This is a genomic window from Acinetobacter sp. NIPH 542, assembly GCF_000369825.1.
Classification (GTDB): domain Bacteria; phylum Pseudomonadota; class Gammaproteobacteria; order Pseudomonadales; family Moraxellaceae; genus Acinetobacter; species Acinetobacter oleivorans.
On record NZ_KB850209.1, the window covers coordinates 151,523 to 171,147 of the forward strand.

At 39.0% G+C, this 19,625-nt stretch carries 18 protein-coding genes; 11 read left to right on the forward strand and 7 right to left on the reverse strand.

From position 1 onward, the window contains the following. Positions 1–8 precede the first annotated feature (8 nt). Complete coding sequence (gene yccS, locus F886_RS18965; RefSeq protein ID WP_034591608.1) at positions 9–2,183, reverse strand: YccS family putative transporter; 2,175 nt, start codon at positions 2,181–2,183, stop codon at positions 9–11. A 127-nt stretch (positions 2,184–2,310) separates the two neighbouring features. Between yccS and F886_RS18970 the strand changes: the two genes are divergently transcribed. Continuing rightward, the gene (locus tag F886_RS18970; RefSeq protein WP_005309840.1) at positions 2,311–3,525 is read left to right on the forward strand and encodes a multidrug effflux MFS transporter; all 1,215 of its coding nucleotides are present in this window, start codon (positions 2,311–2,313) and stop codon (positions 3,523–3,525) included. 25 nt (positions 3,526–3,550) lie between these two features. Here the strand turns inward: F886_RS18970 and F886_RS18975 are convergent, their stop codons facing one another. After that, positions 3,551–4,258, reverse strand: a complete 708-nt coding sequence (locus F886_RS18975; RefSeq protein ID WP_005309843.1) for a nitroreductase — start codon at positions 4,256–4,258, stop codon at positions 3,551–3,553. Between the two features lie 507 nt (positions 4,259–4,765). On the opposite strand from F886_RS18975, the gene F886_RS18980 reads away from it, so the two are divergent. From F886_RS18980 to sbmA, 6 genes are all read left to right on the forward strand, one after another. Beyond that, a complete protein-coding gene (locus F886_RS18980) occupies positions 4,766–4,969 on the forward strand; it encodes a hypothetical protein (RefSeq protein WP_005309845.1) in 204 nt (67 codons plus the stop codon). 157 nt (positions 4,970–5,126) lie between these two features. Beyond that, on the forward strand, positions 5,127–5,294 hold the full coding sequence (locus F886_RS20315; RefSeq protein WP_107881224.1) for a hypothetical protein: 168 nt from the start codon (positions 5,127–5,129) through the stop codon (positions 5,292–5,294). Between the two features lie 99 nt (positions 5,295–5,393). Continuing rightward, positions 5,394–6,869: an alanine/glycine:cation symporter family protein gene (locus tag F886_RS18985; protein WP_005309848.1), complete on the forward strand. Its 1,476-nt coding sequence runs from the start codon at positions 5,394–5,396 to the stop codon at positions 6,867–6,869. Between the two features lie 170 nt (positions 6,870–7,039). After that, on the forward strand, positions 7,040–8,014 hold the full coding sequence (locus tag F886_RS18990) for a patatin-like phospholipase family protein (protein WP_034591610.1): 975 nt from the start codon (positions 7,040–7,042) through the stop codon (positions 8,012–8,014). A 204-nt stretch (positions 8,015–8,218) separates the two neighbouring features. Then, complete coding sequence (locus F886_RS18995; RefSeq protein ID WP_005309854.1) at positions 8,219–9,454, forward strand: threonine ammonia-lyase; 1,236 nt, start codon at positions 8,219–8,221, stop codon at positions 9,452–9,454. A 237-nt stretch (positions 9,455–9,691) separates the two neighbouring features. Beyond that, positions 9,692–10,888 carry a peptide antibiotic transporter SbmA gene (gene sbmA, locus F886_RS19000; RefSeq protein WP_005309857.1) on the forward strand — a complete coding sequence of 399 codons (1,197 nt, stop codon included), beginning with the start codon at positions 9,692–9,694 and terminating at the stop codon, positions 10,886–10,888. A 39-nt stretch (positions 10,889–10,927) separates the two neighbouring features. Here sbmA and F886_RS19005 read toward each other — a convergent pair whose 3' ends face one another. After that, the gene (locus F886_RS19005) at positions 10,928–11,677 is read right to left on the reverse strand and encodes a DUF4850 domain-containing protein (protein WP_005309860.1); all 750 of its coding nucleotides are present in this window, start codon (positions 11,675–11,677) and stop codon (positions 10,928–10,930) included. 124 nt (positions 11,678–11,801) lie between these two features. Here F886_RS19005 and F886_RS19010 point away from each other — a divergent pair, with 124 nt between their 5' ends. From F886_RS19010 to F886_RS19020, 3 genes are all read left to right on the forward strand, one after another. Beyond that, entirely contained in the window at positions 11,802–12,866 is a 1,065-nt protein-coding gene (locus tag F886_RS19010; protein WP_005309863.1) for a DUF1176 domain-containing protein, read from the forward strand. Positions 12,867–12,929: 63 nt separating this feature from the next. Further along, on the forward strand, positions 12,930–13,673 hold the full coding sequence (locus F886_RS19015; RefSeq protein WP_081402336.1) for a hypothetical protein: 744 nt from the start codon (positions 12,930–12,932) through the stop codon (positions 13,671–13,673). A 110-nt stretch (positions 13,674–13,783) separates the two neighbouring features. Then, the gene (locus tag F886_RS19020; RefSeq protein ID WP_004789310.1) at positions 13,784–14,302 is read left to right on the forward strand and encodes a hypothetical protein; all 519 of its coding nucleotides are present in this window, start codon (positions 13,784–13,786) and stop codon (positions 14,300–14,302) included. Between the two features lie 80 nt (positions 14,303–14,382). On the opposite strand, the gene F886_RS19025 is transcribed toward F886_RS19020, so the two are convergent. The 4 genes from F886_RS19025 to gatC form a co-directional block, all read right to left on the reverse strand. Beyond that, a complete protein-coding gene (locus F886_RS19025; RefSeq protein WP_005309870.1) occupies positions 14,383–14,961 on the reverse strand; it encodes a DJ-1/PfpI family protein in 579 nt (192 codons plus the stop codon). Positions 14,962–15,129: 168 nt separating this feature from the next. Continuing rightward, on the reverse strand, positions 15,130–16,599 hold the full coding sequence (gatB, locus tag F886_RS19030; protein WP_005309873.1) for an Asp-tRNA(Asn)/Glu-tRNA(Gln) amidotransferase subunit GatB: 1,470 nt from the start codon (positions 16,597–16,599) through the stop codon (positions 15,130–15,132). Continuing rightward, positions 16,599–18,077, reverse strand: a complete 1,479-nt coding sequence (gene gatA, locus F886_RS19035) for an Asp-tRNA(Asn)/Glu-tRNA(Gln) amidotransferase subunit GatA (RefSeq protein ID WP_005309876.1) — start codon at positions 18,075–18,077, stop codon at positions 16,599–16,601. The genes gatB and gatA overlap by 1 nt, the downstream gene beginning before the upstream one ends. A 53-nt stretch (positions 18,078–18,130) precedes the next feature. After that, a complete protein-coding gene (gatC, locus tag F886_RS19040; protein WP_000107699.1) occupies positions 18,131–18,445 on the reverse strand; it encodes an Asp-tRNA(Asn)/Glu-tRNA(Gln) amidotransferase subunit GatC in 315 nt (104 codons plus the stop codon). Positions 18,446–18,578: 133 nt separating this feature from the next. On the opposite strand from gatC, the gene F886_RS19045 reads away from it, so the two are divergent. Beyond that, positions 18,579–19,619 (forward strand): rod shape-determining protein, encoded by a 1,041-nt coding sequence (locus F886_RS19045; RefSeq protein ID WP_004789315.1) that lies wholly within the window; start codon positions 18,579–18,581, stop codon positions 19,617–19,619. The last annotated feature ends 6 nt before the right edge of the window (positions 19,620–19,625 follow it).

The window sequence follows — 19,625 nt, forward strand, 5'->3', positions numbered from 1 at the left end:
ACTCAAATTTATAACGATGCAAGCTCGCTGGCATCGTTATCAAGATCATGACTTAGACGTTGTTTTAACATACTAAAACGGTTCAATACACCAAGCATGAGCGAGAGCTGCTGTAAAATAATGAGTGATTTTTGGTCATCTTCATCATTTTGGCTTAAACGTTGACGTATCGTTTGGAGCATATTTTGTGCTGTAAGATCAGGCATTTCGTCTCTTAATAGCGCACCTTGAATATCATCAAGGGCTTGGTCTAATAGTTTAAGGACAGCTTGATCCTGAATGTTTTCTCGATGTGCTCCAAGTGCCGCGATATAACTTAAAAATGTATGGTTTAAACATAAAAATTCAAAAATATCGGATTTACGAGTCGGGTCAAAGTCTGGTTCAGTTGCTAAAGTTGAAATAAGTGAAGCAACTTCAGCATCAGTATTATGTGCAGCTCGACGTACAATTCGGTAATTTAGCGCATGATTACGGCCTTCATGATATTGTTTGACAACTTCGGCTAAATAATTACATTGAGCTTGTAGTGAGCGTCTGATGTTACGAGGCAAACGTCGGAATTTCCAGTCAGGCCAAATAAAGGTCACCCCAAACCAAGCTAAAGCACATCCCATTAAAGTATCTACAAATCGAGGAATGGCAGCAGCCATTGCTGAACCATCTAGATTAAAGTTAATTAATGCCAAAATGGTGATAAAGGCAGTTGCCTGTGCATATTGTTTACTGCGTAATTCAAAAAACAGGACTCCACTTAATATCAACATGAATAGTTGTCCTTCCGTCGAAGGAATTAAGAAGATAATCGCAAGTCCAACAACAATACCCACTAACGTCCCAACAATTCGTAGGCGTAAGCGGCGCTTGGTCGCGTTAAAGTTGGGTTGGCTTACAAATAGAGCTGTAAGCATAATCCAGTAACCATATTCAATATGGGTCATTTGAATAAACACATATCCAATAAACAAAACAATTGAGACACGAATTGCATGGCGGAACAGCACAGATTCAGGAGTTAAGTTTTGTTTTATTCGGATGACGATATCATTCCATCCTTGTAAATCATCATCTTTCAGCTGGTTCTCGGCTTGTTTTACTTTATCAGATTGAATGTGTTGTTCAGTTTCCAAGTTGAGTAACTGGGAATCGATAGACTTTAAATTTTGGTATAAAGCGAAAAGAGCATTTACCCATAAAAGGTCATAATGCTGATCACGACGTAACTTTTCTAAAGAGAGGCGTAGGTTTTCAAAGCTTTGTTTAAACCTTTTATTATGGTTATAAGGTTTACGTTGCAAAATACATTCGTTTAACTCTTGGCAAGCTTTACCTTGAACTGCCAAAATTCGTTGGAATCTAAATAAAATATCACTGTGTTGAAAAATTTTGGCTAATTTTTGATAGTCAATATGGGCTGAGTCAGCACGTTCATGAATATCTTGAGCAACAAAATAATAATGTAAGCTTCGGCGGGTATCTTTTTGTCCACGGTCGCCTTTTAAACGAGTCAGTAAAGCTGTTTTTAAGTCATTAAAAATCGTAATTAACTTACCGTTTTCTAACGACAGCTCGATCATACTTTGCTGATAGCTGGCAGGGGTCATATCTACATCAAAAAAATTTGATTTTGCAAAAAGAAAATCACCTAAAGATGCATAAGATGCAGCCAGTTTGTCTTGTAGTTGTCGAACCGGAAATAATAAAAAGCTAATAGTAGCAATAAGGCCGTACCACGCAGCACCTGCAACTAAAAGAGCAGGTTGGATATACCAATGATCAAAAAGGTGAACACCTAGCATGGTATAGACTGAAACAACTAAACAGCCATAAGAGATGGTTGCGTAACGACGTCCTAATGAACCGAGTAAAATCCAGCCAATACATGATGCAATTAACCCTAAAGCAAAAGCCATAGGGTAGGGGAAAAGTAGTTGTACTGAAGCAGCGGTAACGAAGAACCCAATATAAGTATAAATCAGGTTCATGATTCGCACGGAAAAGCGATCATCAATATCACTTAAACCTGCTGCGACTACACCTAAAGTGAGTGGAATGGTTGCTAATTGATAGCCTAAAAAATAAGGCACGAAAGCAGTTCCTGAAAAGGCTATCAGCATTCGCACGTTATACATAAATGTTGTGTTATAAGTCGCTCTTTTTAGGCGTTTAAACCAAGATTTCAAAGGAAGTCCTTGCTGATCAACCTGAGTGATAAAGGATTTGTGTATTTCTACACCAATGTTGCACAAATCATACGATAGACAGTGTAAGCTTGTCTGTATGCAAATGATTGAAAAATGAAATATCGTTATGTCTGAACAAACAGCCCAGCGTCAATACTCTATTGGCTGGATTATGCTGCTCGCTTTGCTTACGGCTTTAGGGCCATTATCCATCGATATGTACTTACCTGCTTTGCCACAAATGGCTCATGATTTTGGGGTAAGTACGCAAATGGTGGCAAATACATTACCAGCTTACTTTTTTGGTTTAGCTGTTGGACAGTTGGTTTATGGTCCTCTAAGCGACCGTATTGGTAGAAAAAAACCACTTTACTTTGGCCTCGCGCTTTACGCGGTCGCAAGCTTATTTTGCGTATTGGCGACAAATGAATGGGGCTTGATTGCTGCTCGTATTTTGCAAGCTTTAGGTGGCTGTGTTGGTGTGGTCATGGCTCGTGCAGCAATACGCGATAAATTAGACGTTCAAGGCTCGGCACAAGCTTTTTCAAGCATGATGATTGTAATGGGGCTTGCACCAATTTTGGCACCTATGATTGGAGCATGGATTTTAATCTGGTTCCCTTGGCAAGCTATTTTTATTGCCCTTTCAATTGTCGGCGTCATATGTTGGTTGTGTGTACATTTCTTTTTTAAAGAGACCTTGGCAACTGATAAAAGGCTTAAGCTTTCACCATATCAAGTAGTGACCCTCTATGGGGCTATTTTCAAAGATACGAGCTTCCGTTTACCTATGTTTGCAGGGTGTTTAACAGGAGCAGCGCTATTTTGTTATATCAGCTCGGCACCAGCAGTTTTCATGGACCAGTACGGACTCAATCAGCAAGAGTTTGCTTACGTATTTGGACTAAATGCTTTTGGCATTATGCTGATGTCATCTTTAAATAAGCACTTAACAACACGTGTTGAAATCACTAAACGTTTAAGAGCTGGTTCAGTGGTACAAGTAACAGGAGCAAGCATTGTATTAATTGCTGGTTTAATCCCAGCAGCGCCTTTATGGCTTGTTATGTTAGGGCTATTTTTAGCGATTTCAGGCATTGGTTTAACAGGACCAAATGCAATGGCGTTGGCAATGTCTAAGCAAGGCGCTCGCGCAGGGACAGCGAGTGCAATCATGGGAAGTATGCAATTCGCTTGTGGCCTTTTAGGTGGTGTATTACTTAATTTCCTTATTTGGTCTGCGTCGCTCAATATGGGGGTGATGATGGTGCTATTTACACTGAGCGGTTTTATTGTCGTATTAAAAGCGACGAAACAAGTAGCAATAAAGCCATTCTCATAAGTTTAAGAGAATGGCCACTTATATATTATTCGTCTAGAAAAACTGCGAAATTTTCAACTGGTTCTCTAGGGGTAATAAAGGTATTTACAATCTGGTTGGGATCAGCATGGCCTAACGCAATTGCACATACGAGTTCTTCATCATCTGATGCACCCAAGATATCTAAAACAACAGGGTGAAAATGGTTCCAAGCTGCTTGTGGGCATGTATCTAAACCACGTGCCTTAGCAGCAACCATCACGTTCTGGATCATCATTGCGATATCCATTTTAGACCCGATTCCCATCGTTTTATTTACAGTAAAGAAAAGACCGACTGGAGCATCGAACAGTTTGAAATTACGTAACTGCTGTTCCGCCATTTTTTCTTTTTCGCCTTTTTTGATTTCAAGTAGACCATAGAGTCCCCAACCATTTTCACGGCGGCGATCAATAAATGGCGATATCCATTTTTCAGGATAATAGGCAAAGGTTTCTTTATATTTTTCTGCAAGCTCTGGGTTTTTTGAAACTTCAATTTGTGCTGCACAAACACGCTCTACCATTTCATCACGCTTATTGCCTGTTACCACATAGACTTTCCATGGTTGAGTATTTGTTCCAGAAGGTGCTCGACTTGCGACTTGTAATATATCTTTAATGACTTCTGACTCAATTGGAGTATTTAAAAAAGCGCGGACAGAATGTCGAGAAGTGATAGCTTCATCAACGAGACGAACTTGTTCCAGATTCATGAGTACTCCTACATCTTTTTCTTAAATATTTCATACTTTTTGAAGCTTACTTTCATACTTTGAAAGTACTTCATTTATAAGCAAAAAATATTAGAAAAGAGATATGCTTACAGGTATGATAATTTAATTAGTCTAGACATATTGTCTGATTAATTATAATTCGAATATGCCACTTTAGATTTAAATAGACAAAATAGGGTGATTTTGTCGGTTATAAAAATAAAAGCATAACAATGAGTGGGTGAAAAATATTCAATTGAAATAAAGGTATAATATGTTTAAAAACAGTACAAAACGGATAGTTTTATATAAAATATGGCCATTTTTTATATAAAATTTTAATGAAAAATATACACAAAACTTTAAATTTCTGCATAATACCGACTTTTTTACGCAGGTATGATTTCTCCATACTCACGTTAGGAAATGCTGGCTGCAAACAAAATTCTTTTACAAAAAGGATTTAGATGCAGAAATGGAGAAATACACGAGGTATAGGAGCTTTACATGAGTTTACCACTCATCAACAAGCAGTTCATGAAACAAGGATTGGCGATTACCATTGCAACCATGAAAATGAACGTAACTCAAGCAGCTACTAAGCCACAAAAAATACAACAGCTTAGTACAGGTCTAAACGCACTCTTCTTTGATCTTGAAGAAAAGGGCGCAGATAGTCGCGTTATGGCGATGGCTCGTTACAGTCTTTGAAATTTATATCCAGTTTAGACATTTGTTCAAAAGTATATGTAAATATGCTTATTGGCTTAAATCCAGATTTTGTAAAACTCGCTTAACTGATGGGAATCATGAGACGAGTTTATTTAGCGGTGGTCATTTGTTAGTTTCCAAGTTTGTAGCTGAGTCGATGCATACTGTTTTTCCGAAAGCGGAAAAGTTCAGTAGCGCAATGATATTCTTTTATCTGAAGGTCGCTTTCTCTCATGCAACCTTCAAAGGCTTAGTGTTGGGCATGATGTTGCTTAAACTTGTGACGGTAATTGCTATTCAATTGACATTAAAAGTTTTTTCTTGAATTTACTGAAAAGTCCCGGTTTCTAGGGGCTTTTTTGTTTATTGCAGTATTTTGGCATGTGCTTTTAGCACATTAGCAAGGAACGTAAGCGGACCGAGTATGAATGAACAACTCAATGCCACACTGATGTCGTGGGTAAAATTTTTTAATGACCCTTTATGGGACTTTTTGGTTATTTTCTTGCTAGCTGTAGGTATTTTTTATACGGTCTTAACAGGAGCTGTGCAAATTCGCATGTTCTTGCAAAGTATCCGAGTGATGAAAAGTAGTCGTACAGAAGGGGAAGATGAGCATGGTCTTACACCTTTTCAGGCGTTTGTAACTGGCCTTGCAAGCCGTGTTGGGGTAGGTAATATTGCTGGTGTAGCAATTGCTATCGCAATTGGTGGTCCTGGTGCAGTGTTCTGGATGTGGGTAACTGCTGTTCTTGGTATGAGCTCTGCTTTTATTGAGTCTACGCTTGCTCAGCTATTTAAAGTTAGAGATAGTAAGAGTAAACAGTTCCGTGGTGGACCAGCCTACTATATTACTCAAGGTTTGCGCAGTAAAACCTTTGGTGTGGTCTTCGCACTTGCATTGATCTTTACCTACGGTTTCGTATTTAACTCAGTTCAAATCAACGCGATTGCTAATGCATCTTCACATGCTTGGGGTTGGGATAAAGCCAATGTTATTGCTCATTTAGGTGGCGTTGATCTAGAAATTTCATGGGTTGGTATTGCGCTTGTCGTTATGGTTGCATTGGCAATTTTTGGTGGTATTAAGCGTATCGCTAAATTTGCTGAGATGTTTGTACCTTTAAAAGCAGGTCTTTACCTATCTGTTGCTCTCTATATTGCAATCAGTAACTATGCGATTTTGCCTGATATTTTAAAGCTGATTGTGACTGAAGCTTTCAATTTTAATTCTGCAGCAGGTGGTTTCTTTGGTGCGGCAGTGTCAATGGCAATGATGCAAGGGATTAAGCGTGGCTTGTTCTCTAACGAAGCTGGTATGGGTTCTGCACCAAATGCAGCGGCTGCGTCTGATGTAAAACATCCTGTAAACCAAGGTTTGGTACAAATGCTCGGTGTATTTGTAGATACGTTCATTGTATGTACAAGTACTGCAATCATTATTTTGGTTTCTGGTGTTTACCAAGATGCAGGTTTTGTCGGTGTTGAATTAACTCAACGTGCTTTAGAAACTCAAGTTGGGCATTGGGGATCTGACTTCCTTGCTGTTCTATTATTCTTATTCTGTTATTCAGCTGTACTAGGTAACTATGCCTATGCAGAAGGTAATGTGCAGTTTATTAATAACAACCCGAAAGTCATGTTCATCTTCCGTATTTTTGTATTGGTGATGGTGTACTTCGGTGCAATTGGTAGTGTTCCACTCGTTTGGTCTATGGCTGACTTGTTTATGGGTATCATGGCAACCATTAACTTGATTGCAATCTTACTGTTAACGCCGATGGCACGCACATTGTTGAAAGATTACCGTGAACAATTGAAAAAAGGCATTAAAGAGCCTGAGTTTAAAATTGATAAATATCCGGAATTGAAAAAGAAAGTTGATTCAGATATCTGGTAAGTTACAAAAGGCCTCTTATAAATAAGGGGCCTTTTTCATAAGCGGGATAAATAAAATACTTGAGTCTAAATTTTAAACATGACAAATTAAATAAATTCAATACAGCTTTTAACGAGACTAACAACTAAAATTGCAATCCGAACTTAAACCTCATAGTGCGAAGATAGGCCATGAAACAGCTTAAATTGTGGGTTCTCGGACTCTCTATGGTGTTGGCAGGATGCCAGACCACTACACACTTATCTGCTGCGCTCAAATCACCAACAGCAGAGGCTTATGCTCGCTCTGTTGATCAGCCATTTGCACGAATTAAAAAACAGCAAAAACGTCCTGTGGTTGCGCTCGTATTGGGTAGCGGTGGAGCACGAGGTTATGCTCATATCGGTGTCATTGAGGTTTTGGAACAACATGGTATCCGACCAGATTTTATTGTAGGTACCAGTGCCGGTAGTATTGTTGGAGCACTTTATGCCAGTGGTAAAAGTCCTGCTGAATTACGGGATACTGCTTTAAAAATGAAAGCTGGCGATGTGCGTGATATTAGTATTGGACTAAAAGGTTTTTTTGATGGTAAAAAAGTAGAAAACTACGTTAACCAGCAAGTAAACAACATCCCACTCGAAAAAATGAAAATCCCAATGTATGTGGTTGCAACCGAATTAAAGCATGGCACTAAAACCGTATTTAACTATGGTAATACGGGGCAAGCGGTAAGAGCATCTGCTTCGATTCCAAGTATGTTTGTACCTACTAAAATTGGAAAATCAGAATATGTAGATGGCGGGTTAGTGAGCCCTGTGCCAGTTGAAGTCGCACGAGATTTAGGCGCTGATGTCATTATTGCCGTTGATATTTTAGCTCAGCCGATTTACACAGAAACATCGAATGTCTGGGGACTGTTTAACCAGAATATTAATATTATGCAAGGTCGTTTGGCGGCAGAAGAATTACAATATGCGGATGTTGTTATTCAGCCAGATTTAAGAGAAAAAGCGCATATTTTTGATGTGAAAGGCCGTGAAGCTACCATGAAATCTGGTATCGATGCAGCCAATGCCAAACTTTCCGATATTCAGTTTGCTATTGATGAAAAAATAGCTGAACAGAATATGTCTACTGAAGGGTTAAGTGCACAAACTCAATAATTTGATGTTAATTATTTGAAAATTAATTAAAAAGCCTGAGTAGGGCTTTTTTTTATGTGAATTTAAATCCTTAATTTTTGGAATAAAAATTTTTGTATATTAGGTATATGTTGGATATGCTGAAAACTCTGATGACCAATATAAAATATTGACGTCATTTTTAAAAAATAATTGATTTGTAATGTATTGAGGCTGACTAGATAAATGATACAGCAACAGGTTAAAAATGGGTTTCCAACATTAGATGATGTTCATGCTGCCGCAGAGCGTTTAGAAGGTTTAGTCGTAAAAACTCCTTTTGTTTTCTCAGAAACCATTTCTAAAACCTTAGGGGCTGAGATGTGGCTGAAATTTGAAAACTTACAATTTACAGCTTCTTTTAAAGAACGGGGTGCACTGAATAAACTGTTGTGTTTATCTGACCAAGAAAAACAACACGGTGTTATTGCAGCTTCGGCAGGAAATCATGCGCAAGGCGTAGCGTATCATGCTCAGCGCACAGGCGTAACAGCAACTATTGTAATGCCGAAATCGACACCTAATGTAAAAGTACAACGAGTGCGTGAATATGGGGCACGAGTCATTTTACATGGACAAGACTTTTCTGAAGCTGCTGCTGAAATGCACCGTGTTGCACAAGAAGAATCTTTAACAATTATTCATCCATTTGACGATGCAGAAATTATTGCAGGTCAAGGAACTATTGCGCTCGAAATGCTCGCAGCTGTTCCTGAACTAGACATTTTAGTTGTGCCAATTGGCGGTGGTGGTCTAATTTCTGGTATTTCGATTGCTGCTAAAGCTATCAATCCCAAAATTAAAGTGATTGGGGTGCAATCGGTTGTATATCCAAGTATGGCGAAACTTCTGTGCAATTATCAGCATGCCGTTTCAATGGGCTCTACCGTTGCAGAAGGTATTGCGGTAAAAACTCCGGGCGAGCTTACAACTCAAGTTGCTAAACAATACGTTGATGACATTGTTGTTGTTACTGAAGACATGATTGAAGAGGCAATTGCACTGTTACTTAATATTGAGAAAACAGTGTGTGAAGGGGCTGGTGCGACAGGTATTGCTGCAATCATGTCTCGTCCTGATCTATTTTTAGGTCATAAGTTGGGTGTAGTGCTGTCTGGTGGCAATATTGATACACGCGTTATGGTCTCTGTATTGCAACGTCATTTAACGCGTACAGGGCGTATGGTTCGTATTCGTGTTGAATTACCAGATAACCCAGGTGCTTTAGCCCGTTTAACTGCAATTATTGCTGAGCAAGGCGGTAATATTTATGAATTGCGTCATGAACGCTTTGCAGCGACAAGCCGTGCCAAAGAAAGTGCCGTGAGTGTCGATGTTGAGCTTAAAAGCGCTTCAGACCTAGATTTACTCATTCAGGCAATGCAGTTGGAAGGCTATATTGTTCGTAAAGAAGAGATTTAATCTCTGATATTGCTGTGTTATAAAAGCCGTATATGGCTCTATTGAGAGTCATATACAAGGTAATTTAAATGGATTAAATTGCCAAAAAGGGATTAATTTACAAAAAAACGATCAAATCCTTCAATGAAACGGGAAAAATTGACAATTCTCTAAACTTTGCCCTTCACAATTTTAAGGTTTAGGTTTTAGTATTCCTTCCATTGTAAATTTGAAGAAATATAAGGATATCCACGCTCAATGTTCAAATCATTTTTTCCATCACCACGGTATTTTTTTATATCTGTAGTTATTTGGCTCGCGCTAAATATGGTGCTCTGGTATACGGGGGGAGATCACTGGGGAGAGTATTTAGGCTTTCCTCATGGTTATGCAGATGCTGAGTTGCCTATTGGGGTAAGCCGTTTTTGGTCACCTGCATTTTTATGGTTCTATCTCTGGTTTTTAGTCTCCACAACACTTTTTGCTGGTTTTTGGAAAATTATTTCCAATAATCCATGGCAGCGATGGTCTATCTGGGGTTCAGCATTTATTTTATTTAATATCTGGTTCAGTGTTCAAGTTGATGTAGTAATAAATGCTTGGTATCAACCATTTTATAATTTGATTCAAAAAATGGTATCAAGTGGTGGTGGAGAGGTTGCTCAGTTATATACTGAAATGCTGACGTTCATATATATTGCAATGGTTTATGTAACAATAGGGGTTATAAATTTATTTTTTGTAAGCCATTATATTTTTAGATGGCGAACAGCAATGAATGAATTTTATACTCAATACTGGGCTAAATTGCGACTTATTGAAGGGGCTTCTCAGCGTGTACAAGAAGATACAATGCGTTTTGCCAAAACTTCAGAAAGTTTAGGTGTTAGTTTTATCGAAGCAATTATGACTTTAATTGCCTTCTTACCAATTCTTTTGCAATTATCGTCGCATATAAAAGTTTTACCTGTTGTAGGAGAAATTCCTCATGCTTTAATGATTGCTGCAATTGGTTGGGCTGTTTTAGGAACAGTCATACTCATGTTAGTTGGATATAAACTACCAGGATTAGAGTTTAATAATCAAAAAGTCGAAGCGGCATATCGTAAAGAGTTAGTATATGGGGAAGATTATTCAGATAGGGCTGATCCGATAACACTAAAGGAATTATTCAGTAAGGTTAGGCTAAACTACTTTAGATTGTATTTTCATTATGCTTATTTTAATTTAGTTCGTATATGGTACCTTCAATTAGATAATCTTTATGGCATTTTTATATTAGCGCCTTCAATTGCTGCAGGTGTTGTTACTTTAGGTGTTATGATGCAAATTCTTAATGTTTTCCAACAGGTTCGTAAGTCGTTTCAATATCTTATTACGTCTTGGCCAACAATTATTGAATTACTTTCGATTTACAAGCGTTTAAAAGCTTTTGAATCAACATTGCATAAATAAATGAAAACCCGCGAAAGCGGGTTTTTTATAAGCATTGGATTAATGGGTTGTATTATAAAAATTAAGGATAGGGCCAACCAATGACTGTTGTGATTTATCTAAGGTGACTTGAATCTCTTTATAGTTAAAAGTGTCTTCATCATCATATTTAGCAATACCATGCGTTTTATTGTTCACTTGTGGAATTTGATAACTAAAAAAAGCCACTTTTTTAGAAGGATGAACAATATTGATGATTTTTTTAGGGTCTTTATAGCCACCGAATTCATTTTCAAGACTTTCTTTTAACAGTTCAGGAAAATAAAGCGTTGCATTTGGTAGTCCACAGCCAACACAAAATGAAGAATCATAGAGTTCTATTGCTTGTTTTTGATCTGTACTCATTATTAGAGCAAAACCAGTCCCATTAGCGCCTGCATTTGCTTGTACATCTTGCCAGTTTTTGGGAACAAGTACTAAACCTGTTTCAGGTAATGCAAGAAGCTTGAGTTGTTTTGCATGTTGAGTATCGAGTTTAAAATTAAAACGACAACTTTTAGGTGTACAGGTTTCAAAATCTTTAAGTAAACCATTCTCTGTTGGGCTTTGTGCTGTAACCCCATAAAACGGGACTGTAACGCCGTTTAAAAACTTTGCCTCTCCTAGAGCGTAGAATTGATTATCTGCTTTGCGGGTTGCAGCAGAGCTATAAAACTTTGGGAAATGGGGAGTAAAGCTTTTTACTTCTGCATAAGCAGTTGAAGTTAGGCTGATCAATGCTGTGCATAATAGAAAATTTAATTTTTTCATTTTTAGAAAGTAATCAATTTAAATCTTATATAAATCTAACATATTCTTTTAAACTGTAAGGTAATTCAAAATTTAAAACTGTTTTTAACCTCATAATAAAACAGACCAGCAGAGACATGAAAAAATGAAAAAAATCCTTTCAATTTGCTGTTTATCAGTCATCAGTTCTTATGGTTTTGCTCAAGACATAAAAGGTATTTCATTTTCACACCAAGAATGGGAAATCTCTTGTGGCAATACGGGTACATGTAAAGCTGCAGGCTATCAAAATGAAGACAATGGTGATAATCCAGCTTCAATTTTATTAACACGTAAAGCAGGGCCAAAACAACCTGTACAAGCTGAGTTTGCTTTATCAGACTATGAGCAAAGTTTGCCAGCCAATCAGCTTAAAAATATTCATTTTTATGTAAATGGCAAAGATTTAGGCGCTGTGACTATAGATGGTACCGATTTGCCATTGATGGGGAAATTGAATAATTCACAAGTCAACGCTGTACTACAGCAGTCTAAACAGAAAACTGAAATTGTATTTAAAAATGCTCAACATCAATGGAAAATTTCCGATGCAGGAATGACCGCTGTGCTATTAAAAATGGATGATTTTCAGAAGCGTATTGGGACTGTTGGTGCTTTGGTTAAAAAGGGAAGTGCCAATGAAGCTAAAGTACTTATGCCTGAGCCAAAACTACTTGTTAAACGCATTAAAACTACAGACAAACCTTATTTAACGCTACAACCGAAAAGCAAGCAGTATCAAGCAATACACCGTAGCTTGATGGCAGCTAATCCGAATCCTAAAGAAGACTTTTGTGAAGGAATTTATGGCGGTAATAGTGATGGAGCTGAACCACAAGAAATCGAGCTATATAAACTAACCAATAAGAAAGTTTTGGCGACTACATTGTGTTGGAGAGGGGCTTATAACGAAGGGTATGGGGCATGGGTGCTCGATGAGTCTTTGACTGGTAAAGCAACGTTTGTGACAGAAACAGCTTCTGATTTCGATAGCGGTATTATTAGTAGTGCTCAAAAAGGAAGAGGCATAGGCGATTGCTGGGCAAGTGAAGAATGGGTATGGGACGGCAAGAGTTTTGTACACACAAAAGATATGTGGACAGGGATGTGCAAAGGCTTGGCAGCAGGTGGGGTGTGGGAGCTTGATCGAATTGAAGCTATTGTAAAATAATGCATTGAATATATAAGAATAGTCTAAGGAAGTAAGATTTTGAATTATAAAATTAATTTAAAAATGGTTGCTTTAGCAGCTGTATTAAGTTGTTCGGCCATATCTGTTTTTGCTGCGCCATTACAAATTTTGGAATTTAAGAAAGGGCAATTGAGTTCAACAGAGCAAAGTCAATTGTGTGAACAAATAAAAGATTTATGCCAGCAAGGCGCGCAATGGCGTAGTCTAAAAACTCCAGACCAGAATTTATGGATATTATCGAGCCGTAATGATATCGCACAGTTTAAAGCTACATCTACAGGTTTTAAATTAGTCAGCAAATGGAATATTGTGACAACAGGAAGCGAAGATGGCTTTCATAAACAATATATATTTCCTAAGCTTTTTCCACTCACTCAACAGCGTTATGCAATTGCAATAATTGATCAGTTTTCTGAAATGTACTCAGGAGGTGGTGCGAATATTGAACGAGCTAGTTTTTATGAGTTAACAGAGTCTGGAACGACACATCAATTTATTGCGAATTATCCATTTAGTTTTAGTCGTATGATCAGAGCTTGTTTTTCTGAGCAAGATTATGAAAGTTCTCAAGGAAATTGTCATGATGAGGATAGTCTCAGTCTAGATATTCGTCCGATTAAACCTATGTTGTGGCAATTCCGCTATCGTTATAGTTTAAGCGTATCACCTGCCTCAGATTCAGGTGAGAAATCATATAATGGCAGTAGAAACTTAAATATTGATTTAAATAAAGCACCAGAACAGCCCAATATTCCAGAAGCATGGAATTATGCGGGAATGGGTTAATTATTAAAGTAATTGTTAAATTTGAAGAAATAGACGATTTACAGAGTCATAACAGGTAACACGACTAGCTCTGTGATACAAAGAACAGATTGTTTATTGGAGCTAGACCTATGTCACGTCAAGTTTATGCGATTGCCCGCCGTAAGTTTTCACATTTGAGCCGTTCAGTCTGTATGGCAGTTGCTGTACTGGGTACAACACAAATTGCGATGGCGGGTCCAACAGTTGATCAGTTAAGTGACTGTTTAGTTAAGGCTACAACGGCTTCAGACAAGACTACGGTGCTTCAATGGACATTTACGGCTTTAGCTGCTCATCCTGATTTAAAAGCATTTAGTAATGTAACACCTGAGCAAAAGGATCAGTTAGATCAAAAACTGGCACAGGTTTTACAACGTGTGATTGTGGAGCAATGTTCTACCCAAACTAAAGCTGTGATTCAGGCTGAAGGTGTGAAGGCAGTTGGGGAGGCTTTCCAGCAATTAGGCCAAAGTGCTGGCGAAGATATTGTTAAAGATCCCGCAGTTAAACAGCAGCTGCAGGGCACATTGCGCTATATCGATTTAAATAAATTAGTGACGACGTTTTTAACGCCAGAAATTTGGAATAAGTTGGGAATCACAAGATAAAAAATCTTTTTTTCTATTTTAGTAATAAAGCCTGCTATTTAATCAGCAGGCTTTATTTTAATTAGGATGAAGAGGTTTATTTAGATCGTAATCTTAGCGCCTAAAACTTTTACAAATTGTGCTAACCAAGCTGGATGTGCAGGCCAAGCTGGGGCAGTCACCAAATGACCATCTGTAACTGCTTCAGTCACAGCAATATCTGCATATTGTCCACCTGCCAATTTTACTTCGGCAGCACATGCTGGATAAGCTGAACAGAGGCGACCTTGTAATACATCTGCCGCTGCGAGTAACTGAGCGCCATGGCATACGGCTGCTATCGGTTTTTTCACTCTATCGAACTCACGTACAATTTCGACAACACGTTCATTCATACGTAAGTACTCTGGTGCTCGGCCACCCGGAATAACTAGACCTACATAGTCTTCGGTATTAATGGCATCAAAATCATAGTTAATCGCAAAGTTGTGGCCACGTTTTTCGCTATAAGTTTGCTCGCCTTCAAAATCATGAATAGCCGTCGCAATATGATCGCCGTTCTTTTTATTTGGGCAAACAGCATGCACGGTATAACCTAAACCAGTTAAGAACTGAAAAGGTACCATGGTTTCATAGTCTTCTGCATAATCACCGACCAACATTAAAATCTTTTTAGACATGATTTATCTCTCTTTTTAAAATATAAGTTATCTAAATTCTTAATTTAAATTAGCACAGTCACTGAGTAATTTTTTAGGAAAAAAGTGCATTCTTTAGTCGAAGGATGCTTTAGACGGATATAAAAAAGCCCCGATAAATCGAGGCTTTTTTTGAGTTGGCTAGTCAAATTAACCAATTAATTTTTTCATTAATTCATTTACTTGAGCAGGGTTAGCTTTACCCTTAGAAGCTTTCATGACTTGACCAACAAGACCGTTAAAAGCTTTTTCTTTACCAGACTTGTACTCTTCAACCATTTTTTCATTAGCTGCAAGTACTTCTTTAATGATTGCTTCAATTGCACCTGTGTCGGTTTCTTGCTTTAAACCCTTTTCAGCAATGATGTCATCGGCAGATTTACCTTCCGATTCCCACATAAAGCCAAACACTTGTTTAGCAATTTTACCGCTAATGGTGTTGTCAATAATACGTGCAATCATGCCACCTAACTGTTCAGCAGAAACAGGTGAGTCAGCCAAATCTAAGCCCGCTTTGTTTAATGCGCCTGAGAATTCGCCCATTACCCAGTTTGCAGATACTTTACCTTGTGCAGCACCGCCAGCAGCAGCCACAACAGCTTCATAGAAGTCTGCCATTTCGCGTGAAAGCGTAAGTACATGTGCATCATATTCAGTTACAGCAAAGTCTGCGATAAAGCGTGCACGGCGTGCAGCAGGCAACTCTGGAAGTGCAGCGCGAGCAGCTTCAATTTGCTCATCTGCAATAATCACTGGTAACAAGTCTGGATCTGGGAAGTAGCGGTAATCATTCGCTTCTTCTTTCGAACGCATTGAACGTGTTTCCATTTTATTTGGATCGAACAAACGAGTTTCTTGGTCGATGCTTCCACCGTATTCCAAAATTTCCATTTGGCGTTCAATTTCAACATTGATCGCTTGTTCAATGAAACGGAATGAGTTGAGGTTTTTAAGCTCACAGCGCGTACCAAACGGTTGACCCGGACGACGTAAAGACACGTTACAGTCTGCACGGAATGAACCTTCAGCCATGTTACCGTCGGAAATACCTAACCAACGCACAAGTGTGTGGATTGATTTGATATATGCCACTGCTTCTTCAACTGAGCGCATGTCTGGCTCAGAAACGATTTCAAGTAAAGGGGTACCAGCACGGTTTAAGTCAATGCCAGACATGCCTTCAAACTGGTCATGTACAGATTTACCAGCATCTTCTTCAAGGTGAGCACGAGTTACGCCAATACGTTTTGTTGTGCCATCTTCAAGTTGAATGTCGATGTGACCCAAGCCCACAATCGGGTTATCCATTTGGCTAATTTGATAGCCTTTTGGAGAGTCAGGGTAGAAGTAGTTTTTACGTGCAAACACAGATGCTTGGTCGATGTAAGCATCGATACCCAAACCAAAGCGGATAGCAAGATCAACCACTTTTTCATTCAAAACAGGCAATACACCCGGCATTGCCAAGTCTACAAGGCTCGCTTGTGTATTTGGGTCTTGACCAAATTCAGTCGATGAGCCTGAGAAAATTTTAGAATTGGTTGCAAGCTGAGTGTGAATCTCGATACCAATAACGACTTCCCAACCGTCAATCAATTTCAACTTTTGAGCTTCAGCCATTATGCATTCTCCTCAGCAATTTCCGCACGTTGAGTATGGAAATCGGTGTTTTGTTGGTATTGATGAACAATCGACAACAATTGTGATTCTGACCAGTAGTTACCAATTAATTGTAAGCCTACAGGTAAGCTGTCTTTATCAAAACCAACAGGAGCATTAATTGCTGGTAAGCCTGCTAAGTTCACTGCAAGTGTATAGATATCGCCTAAATACATTTCAGTTGGACTTAAGTTCGCACCAATTTTATATGCAGTTGTTGGTGCAGAAGGAGCTGCAATCACATCTACATTTTCAAATGCTTTTAAGAAGTCTTGTTGAATTAAGCGACGTACTTTTTGAGCTTTTACATAGTAAGCATCGTAATAACCCGCAGAAAGCGCGTAAGTACCAATTAAGATACGACGTTGAACTTCTGGACCAAAACCTTCTGAACGTGAACGCTTGTAAAGATCCATCAAGTCAGCCGGGTTTTCACAGCGGTAGCCATAACGAACGCCGTCATAACGTGACAAGTTAGATGATGCTTCTGCTGGCGCAATCAGGTAATACGTTGGTACATAGGCTTCAGTCATGTTGAGGTCAATCTCAACAAGCGTTGCACCCATTTCTTCAAGCTTTTTCAAAGATTCTTCAACACGAGCTTTTACGTCTGCATCTAAGCCTGCAACGTTAAAGTACTGTTTAGGAATACCAATACGTAAGCCTTTTACAGATGTGCCATTTAAGTTCGCAACGTAGTCATCAACTTCTTTTTTAACCGAAGTCGAGTCTTTTGCATCGTGACCTGCAATTACATTCATCAGGTAAGCACAGTCTTCAGCAGAGCGTGCCATTGGACCTGCTTGGTCTAAAGATGATGCGTAAGCAATGATACCGAAGCGAGATACACGACCATAGGTTGGTTTTAAGCCTGTTAAGCCACAGAAAGAAGCAGGTTGGCGAATTGAACCACCTGTATCTGTACCCGTAGCGAAAGGCGCTAAATCAGCCGCTACAGCCGCAGCAGAACCACCTGATGAGCCACCAGGAACATGGTCAAGTGCCCATGGGTTACTCGTTGCGCCTACATATGAGCTTTCTGAAGTTGAACCCATCGCAAACTCGTCCATGTTCACTTTACCTAAAGTGACAAGACCAGCTGCTTTAGTTTTTTTAACAACAGTTGCATCGTAAGGAGAGATGAAGTTGTCTAGAATTTTTGAACCAGCAGTTGTTTTAATGCCTTTGGTACAAAAGATATCTTTATGAGCAAGTGGAATACCCGTTAGAGCAGTTGCATTACCTGCTTTTAAAGCAGCATCGGCAGCATCAGCTTCCGCGAGCGCCTGTTCAGGTGTAACCGTCACATAGCTTTTTACCAGTGGGTCAATTTTAGCAATACGTTGCAAATAATGTTCAGTCAGTTCGCGAGATGAAAACTTCGCTTGGCTTAAGCCCTCAGCAAGTTCACGAATTGATAAGCGATGTAAATCAGTCATGAGTAAAATTTCTTTACATTCAAAATAGGGAAGATGGGTTAATTGAGTAAAAGTTATTCAATCACGCGAGGAACAAGATACAAACCATCTTGAGTTGCAGGTGCAACTGCTTGGTATTCATCTCGATGATTGCTTTCCGTTACCACATCAGCACGTAAAGGTTGAGGATTGTCAAAAGGACTTTTCAAAGGTTCTACGCCTTCCGTATCAATGCCTTTTAAGGTTTCCATCATGCCTAAAATTTTATTTAGACTTTGAGCATATTCAGCAGATTGCGTATCATTGAGCGACAATCGAGCAAGATTGGCGATTGCTGAAACTGTTTGTGCATTTAAATCTGCTGAATGCTGTGCATCCGATGTAGACATAACATCACCTAATCAGTATTAAAAATTTTCAAAATATCGTGCGTTATAATAAGCGATTGACTTGTTCAAATCATCACATTTAGTTTAAAGTTGCCACCTTGCATCCACATGAAAGTTTAACTGAGAACGAACCGTGATTCTAAAACGACTAATTGGCTTGTTTTCGCCGGATCTAGCCATTGATTTAGGTACAGCAAATACACTTATTTATGCACCAGGCCGCGGCATTATATTAAATGAACCAACAGTTGTGGCAATTCGTCACAGTGGTTCACAAAAAATTGTTGCTGCTGTAGGTCTAGATGCTAAGCAAATGCTGGGCCGTACGCCTGCGAATATTTCTGCAATTCGTCCAATGAAAGACGGTGTAATTGCGGATTTTGAAGTGACTGAAACCATGTTGAATCAGTTTATTGGTAAAGTTCACGAAAAACGTTTGTTCCCACCTGCACCTCGTGTAGTTGTATGTGTACCATGTAAATCAACTTTGGTCGAGCGCCGTGCGATTCGCGAAGCAGTATTTAATGCTGGTGCCCGTGATGTTCGTTTGATTGAAGAACCTATGGCTGCTGCAATTGGCGCAGGTATGCCAGTTGAACAAGCATGTGGTTCTATGGTTGTGGATGTTGGTGGTGGTACAACTGAAATTGCAATTATTTCATTGCAAGGTTGTGTCTATGCTGACTCTTTACGCATCGGTGGCGATGTTTTTGATGAGCAAATCATCAATTATGTTCGTAAAGCTCACGGTTGTGTAATTGGTGAAACCACTGCTGAAATTATTAAAAAAGAAGTAGGTATGGCTGTTTCTGATGGCACAACATTAGAAATTGAAGTACGTGGTCGTAACCTTGCAGAAGGTGTGCCTCGCGCAATTACTGTAACTTCTGACGAAATTACTCAAGCAATCTCTGATCCATTACAAAATATTGTAAGCGCAGTAAAATCTGCACTTGAGCAAACTCCTCCAGAACTTTCTTCTGATATTGCCGAGCGCGGTATTGTGTTGACAGGTGGTGGTGCATTACTTCGTAACCTCGATAAATTATTAGCTCAAGAAACTGGTTTACCAGTTGTGGTTGCTGAAGATCCTCTTACTTGCGTGACCCGTGGTGGTGGTAAAGTATTGGAATTCTTCGACAACCCGAACCATGACATGCTTTTTGTTGGTTAAGTTTAA

Excerpts from the sequence above, each read along its gene's own strand:
- F886_RS18970 (WP_005309840.1), top strand. The coding sequence starts at position 2,311 with ATGTCTGAACAAACAGCCCAGCGTCAATACTCTATTGGCTGGATTATG.
- F886_RS18975 (WP_005309843.1), bottom strand. The coding sequence starts at position 4,258 with ATGAATCTGGAACAAGTTCGTCTCGTTGATGAAGCTATCACTTCTCGA.
- F886_RS18980 (WP_005309845.1), top strand. The coding sequence starts at position 4,766 with ATGAGTTTACCACTCATCAACAAGCAGTTCATGAAACAAGGATTGGCG.
- F886_RS20315 (WP_107881224.1), top strand. The coding sequence starts at position 5,127 with ATGCATACTGTTTTTCCGAAAGCGGAAAAGTTCAGTAGCGCAATGATA.
- F886_RS18985 (WP_005309848.1), top strand. The coding sequence starts at position 5,394 with ATGAATGAACAACTCAATGCCACACTGATGTCGTGGGTAAAATTTTTT.
- F886_RS18990 (WP_034591610.1), top strand. The coding sequence starts at position 7,040 with ATGAAACAGCTTAAATTGTGGGTTCTCGGACTCTCTATGGTGTTGGCA.
- F886_RS18995 (WP_005309854.1), top strand. The coding sequence starts at position 8,219 with ATGATACAGCAACAGGTTAAAAATGGGTTTCCAACATTAGATGATGTT.
- sbmA (WP_005309857.1), top strand. The coding sequence starts at position 9,692 with ATGTTCAAATCATTTTTTCCATCACCACGGTATTTTTTTATATCTGTA.
- F886_RS19005 (WP_005309860.1), bottom strand. The coding sequence starts at position 11,677 with ATGAAAAAATTAAATTTTCTATTATGCACAGCATTGATCAGCCTAACT.
- F886_RS19010 (WP_005309863.1), top strand. The coding sequence starts at position 11,802 with ATGAAAAAAATCCTTTCAATTTGCTGTTTATCAGTCATCAGTTCTTAT.
- F886_RS19015 (WP_081402336.1), top strand. The coding sequence starts at position 12,930 with ATGGTTGCTTTAGCAGCTGTATTAAGTTGTTCGGCCATATCTGTTTTT.
- F886_RS19020 (WP_004789310.1), top strand. The coding sequence starts at position 13,784 with ATGTCACGTCAAGTTTATGCGATTGCCCGCCGTAAGTTTTCACATTTG.
- F886_RS19025 (WP_005309870.1), bottom strand. The coding sequence starts at position 14,961 with ATGTCTAAAAAGATTTTAATGTTGGTCGGTGATTATGCAGAAGACTAT.
- gatB (WP_005309873.1), bottom strand. The coding sequence starts at position 16,599 with ATGGCTGAAGCTCAAAAGTTGAAATTGATTGACGGTTGGGAAGTCGTT.
- gatA (WP_005309876.1), bottom strand. The coding sequence starts at position 18,077 with ATGACTGATTTACATCGCTTATCAATTCGTGAACTTGCTGAGGGCTTA.
- gatC (WP_000107699.1), bottom strand. The coding sequence starts at position 18,445 with ATGTCTACATCGGATGCACAGCATTCAGCAGATTTAAATGCACAAACA.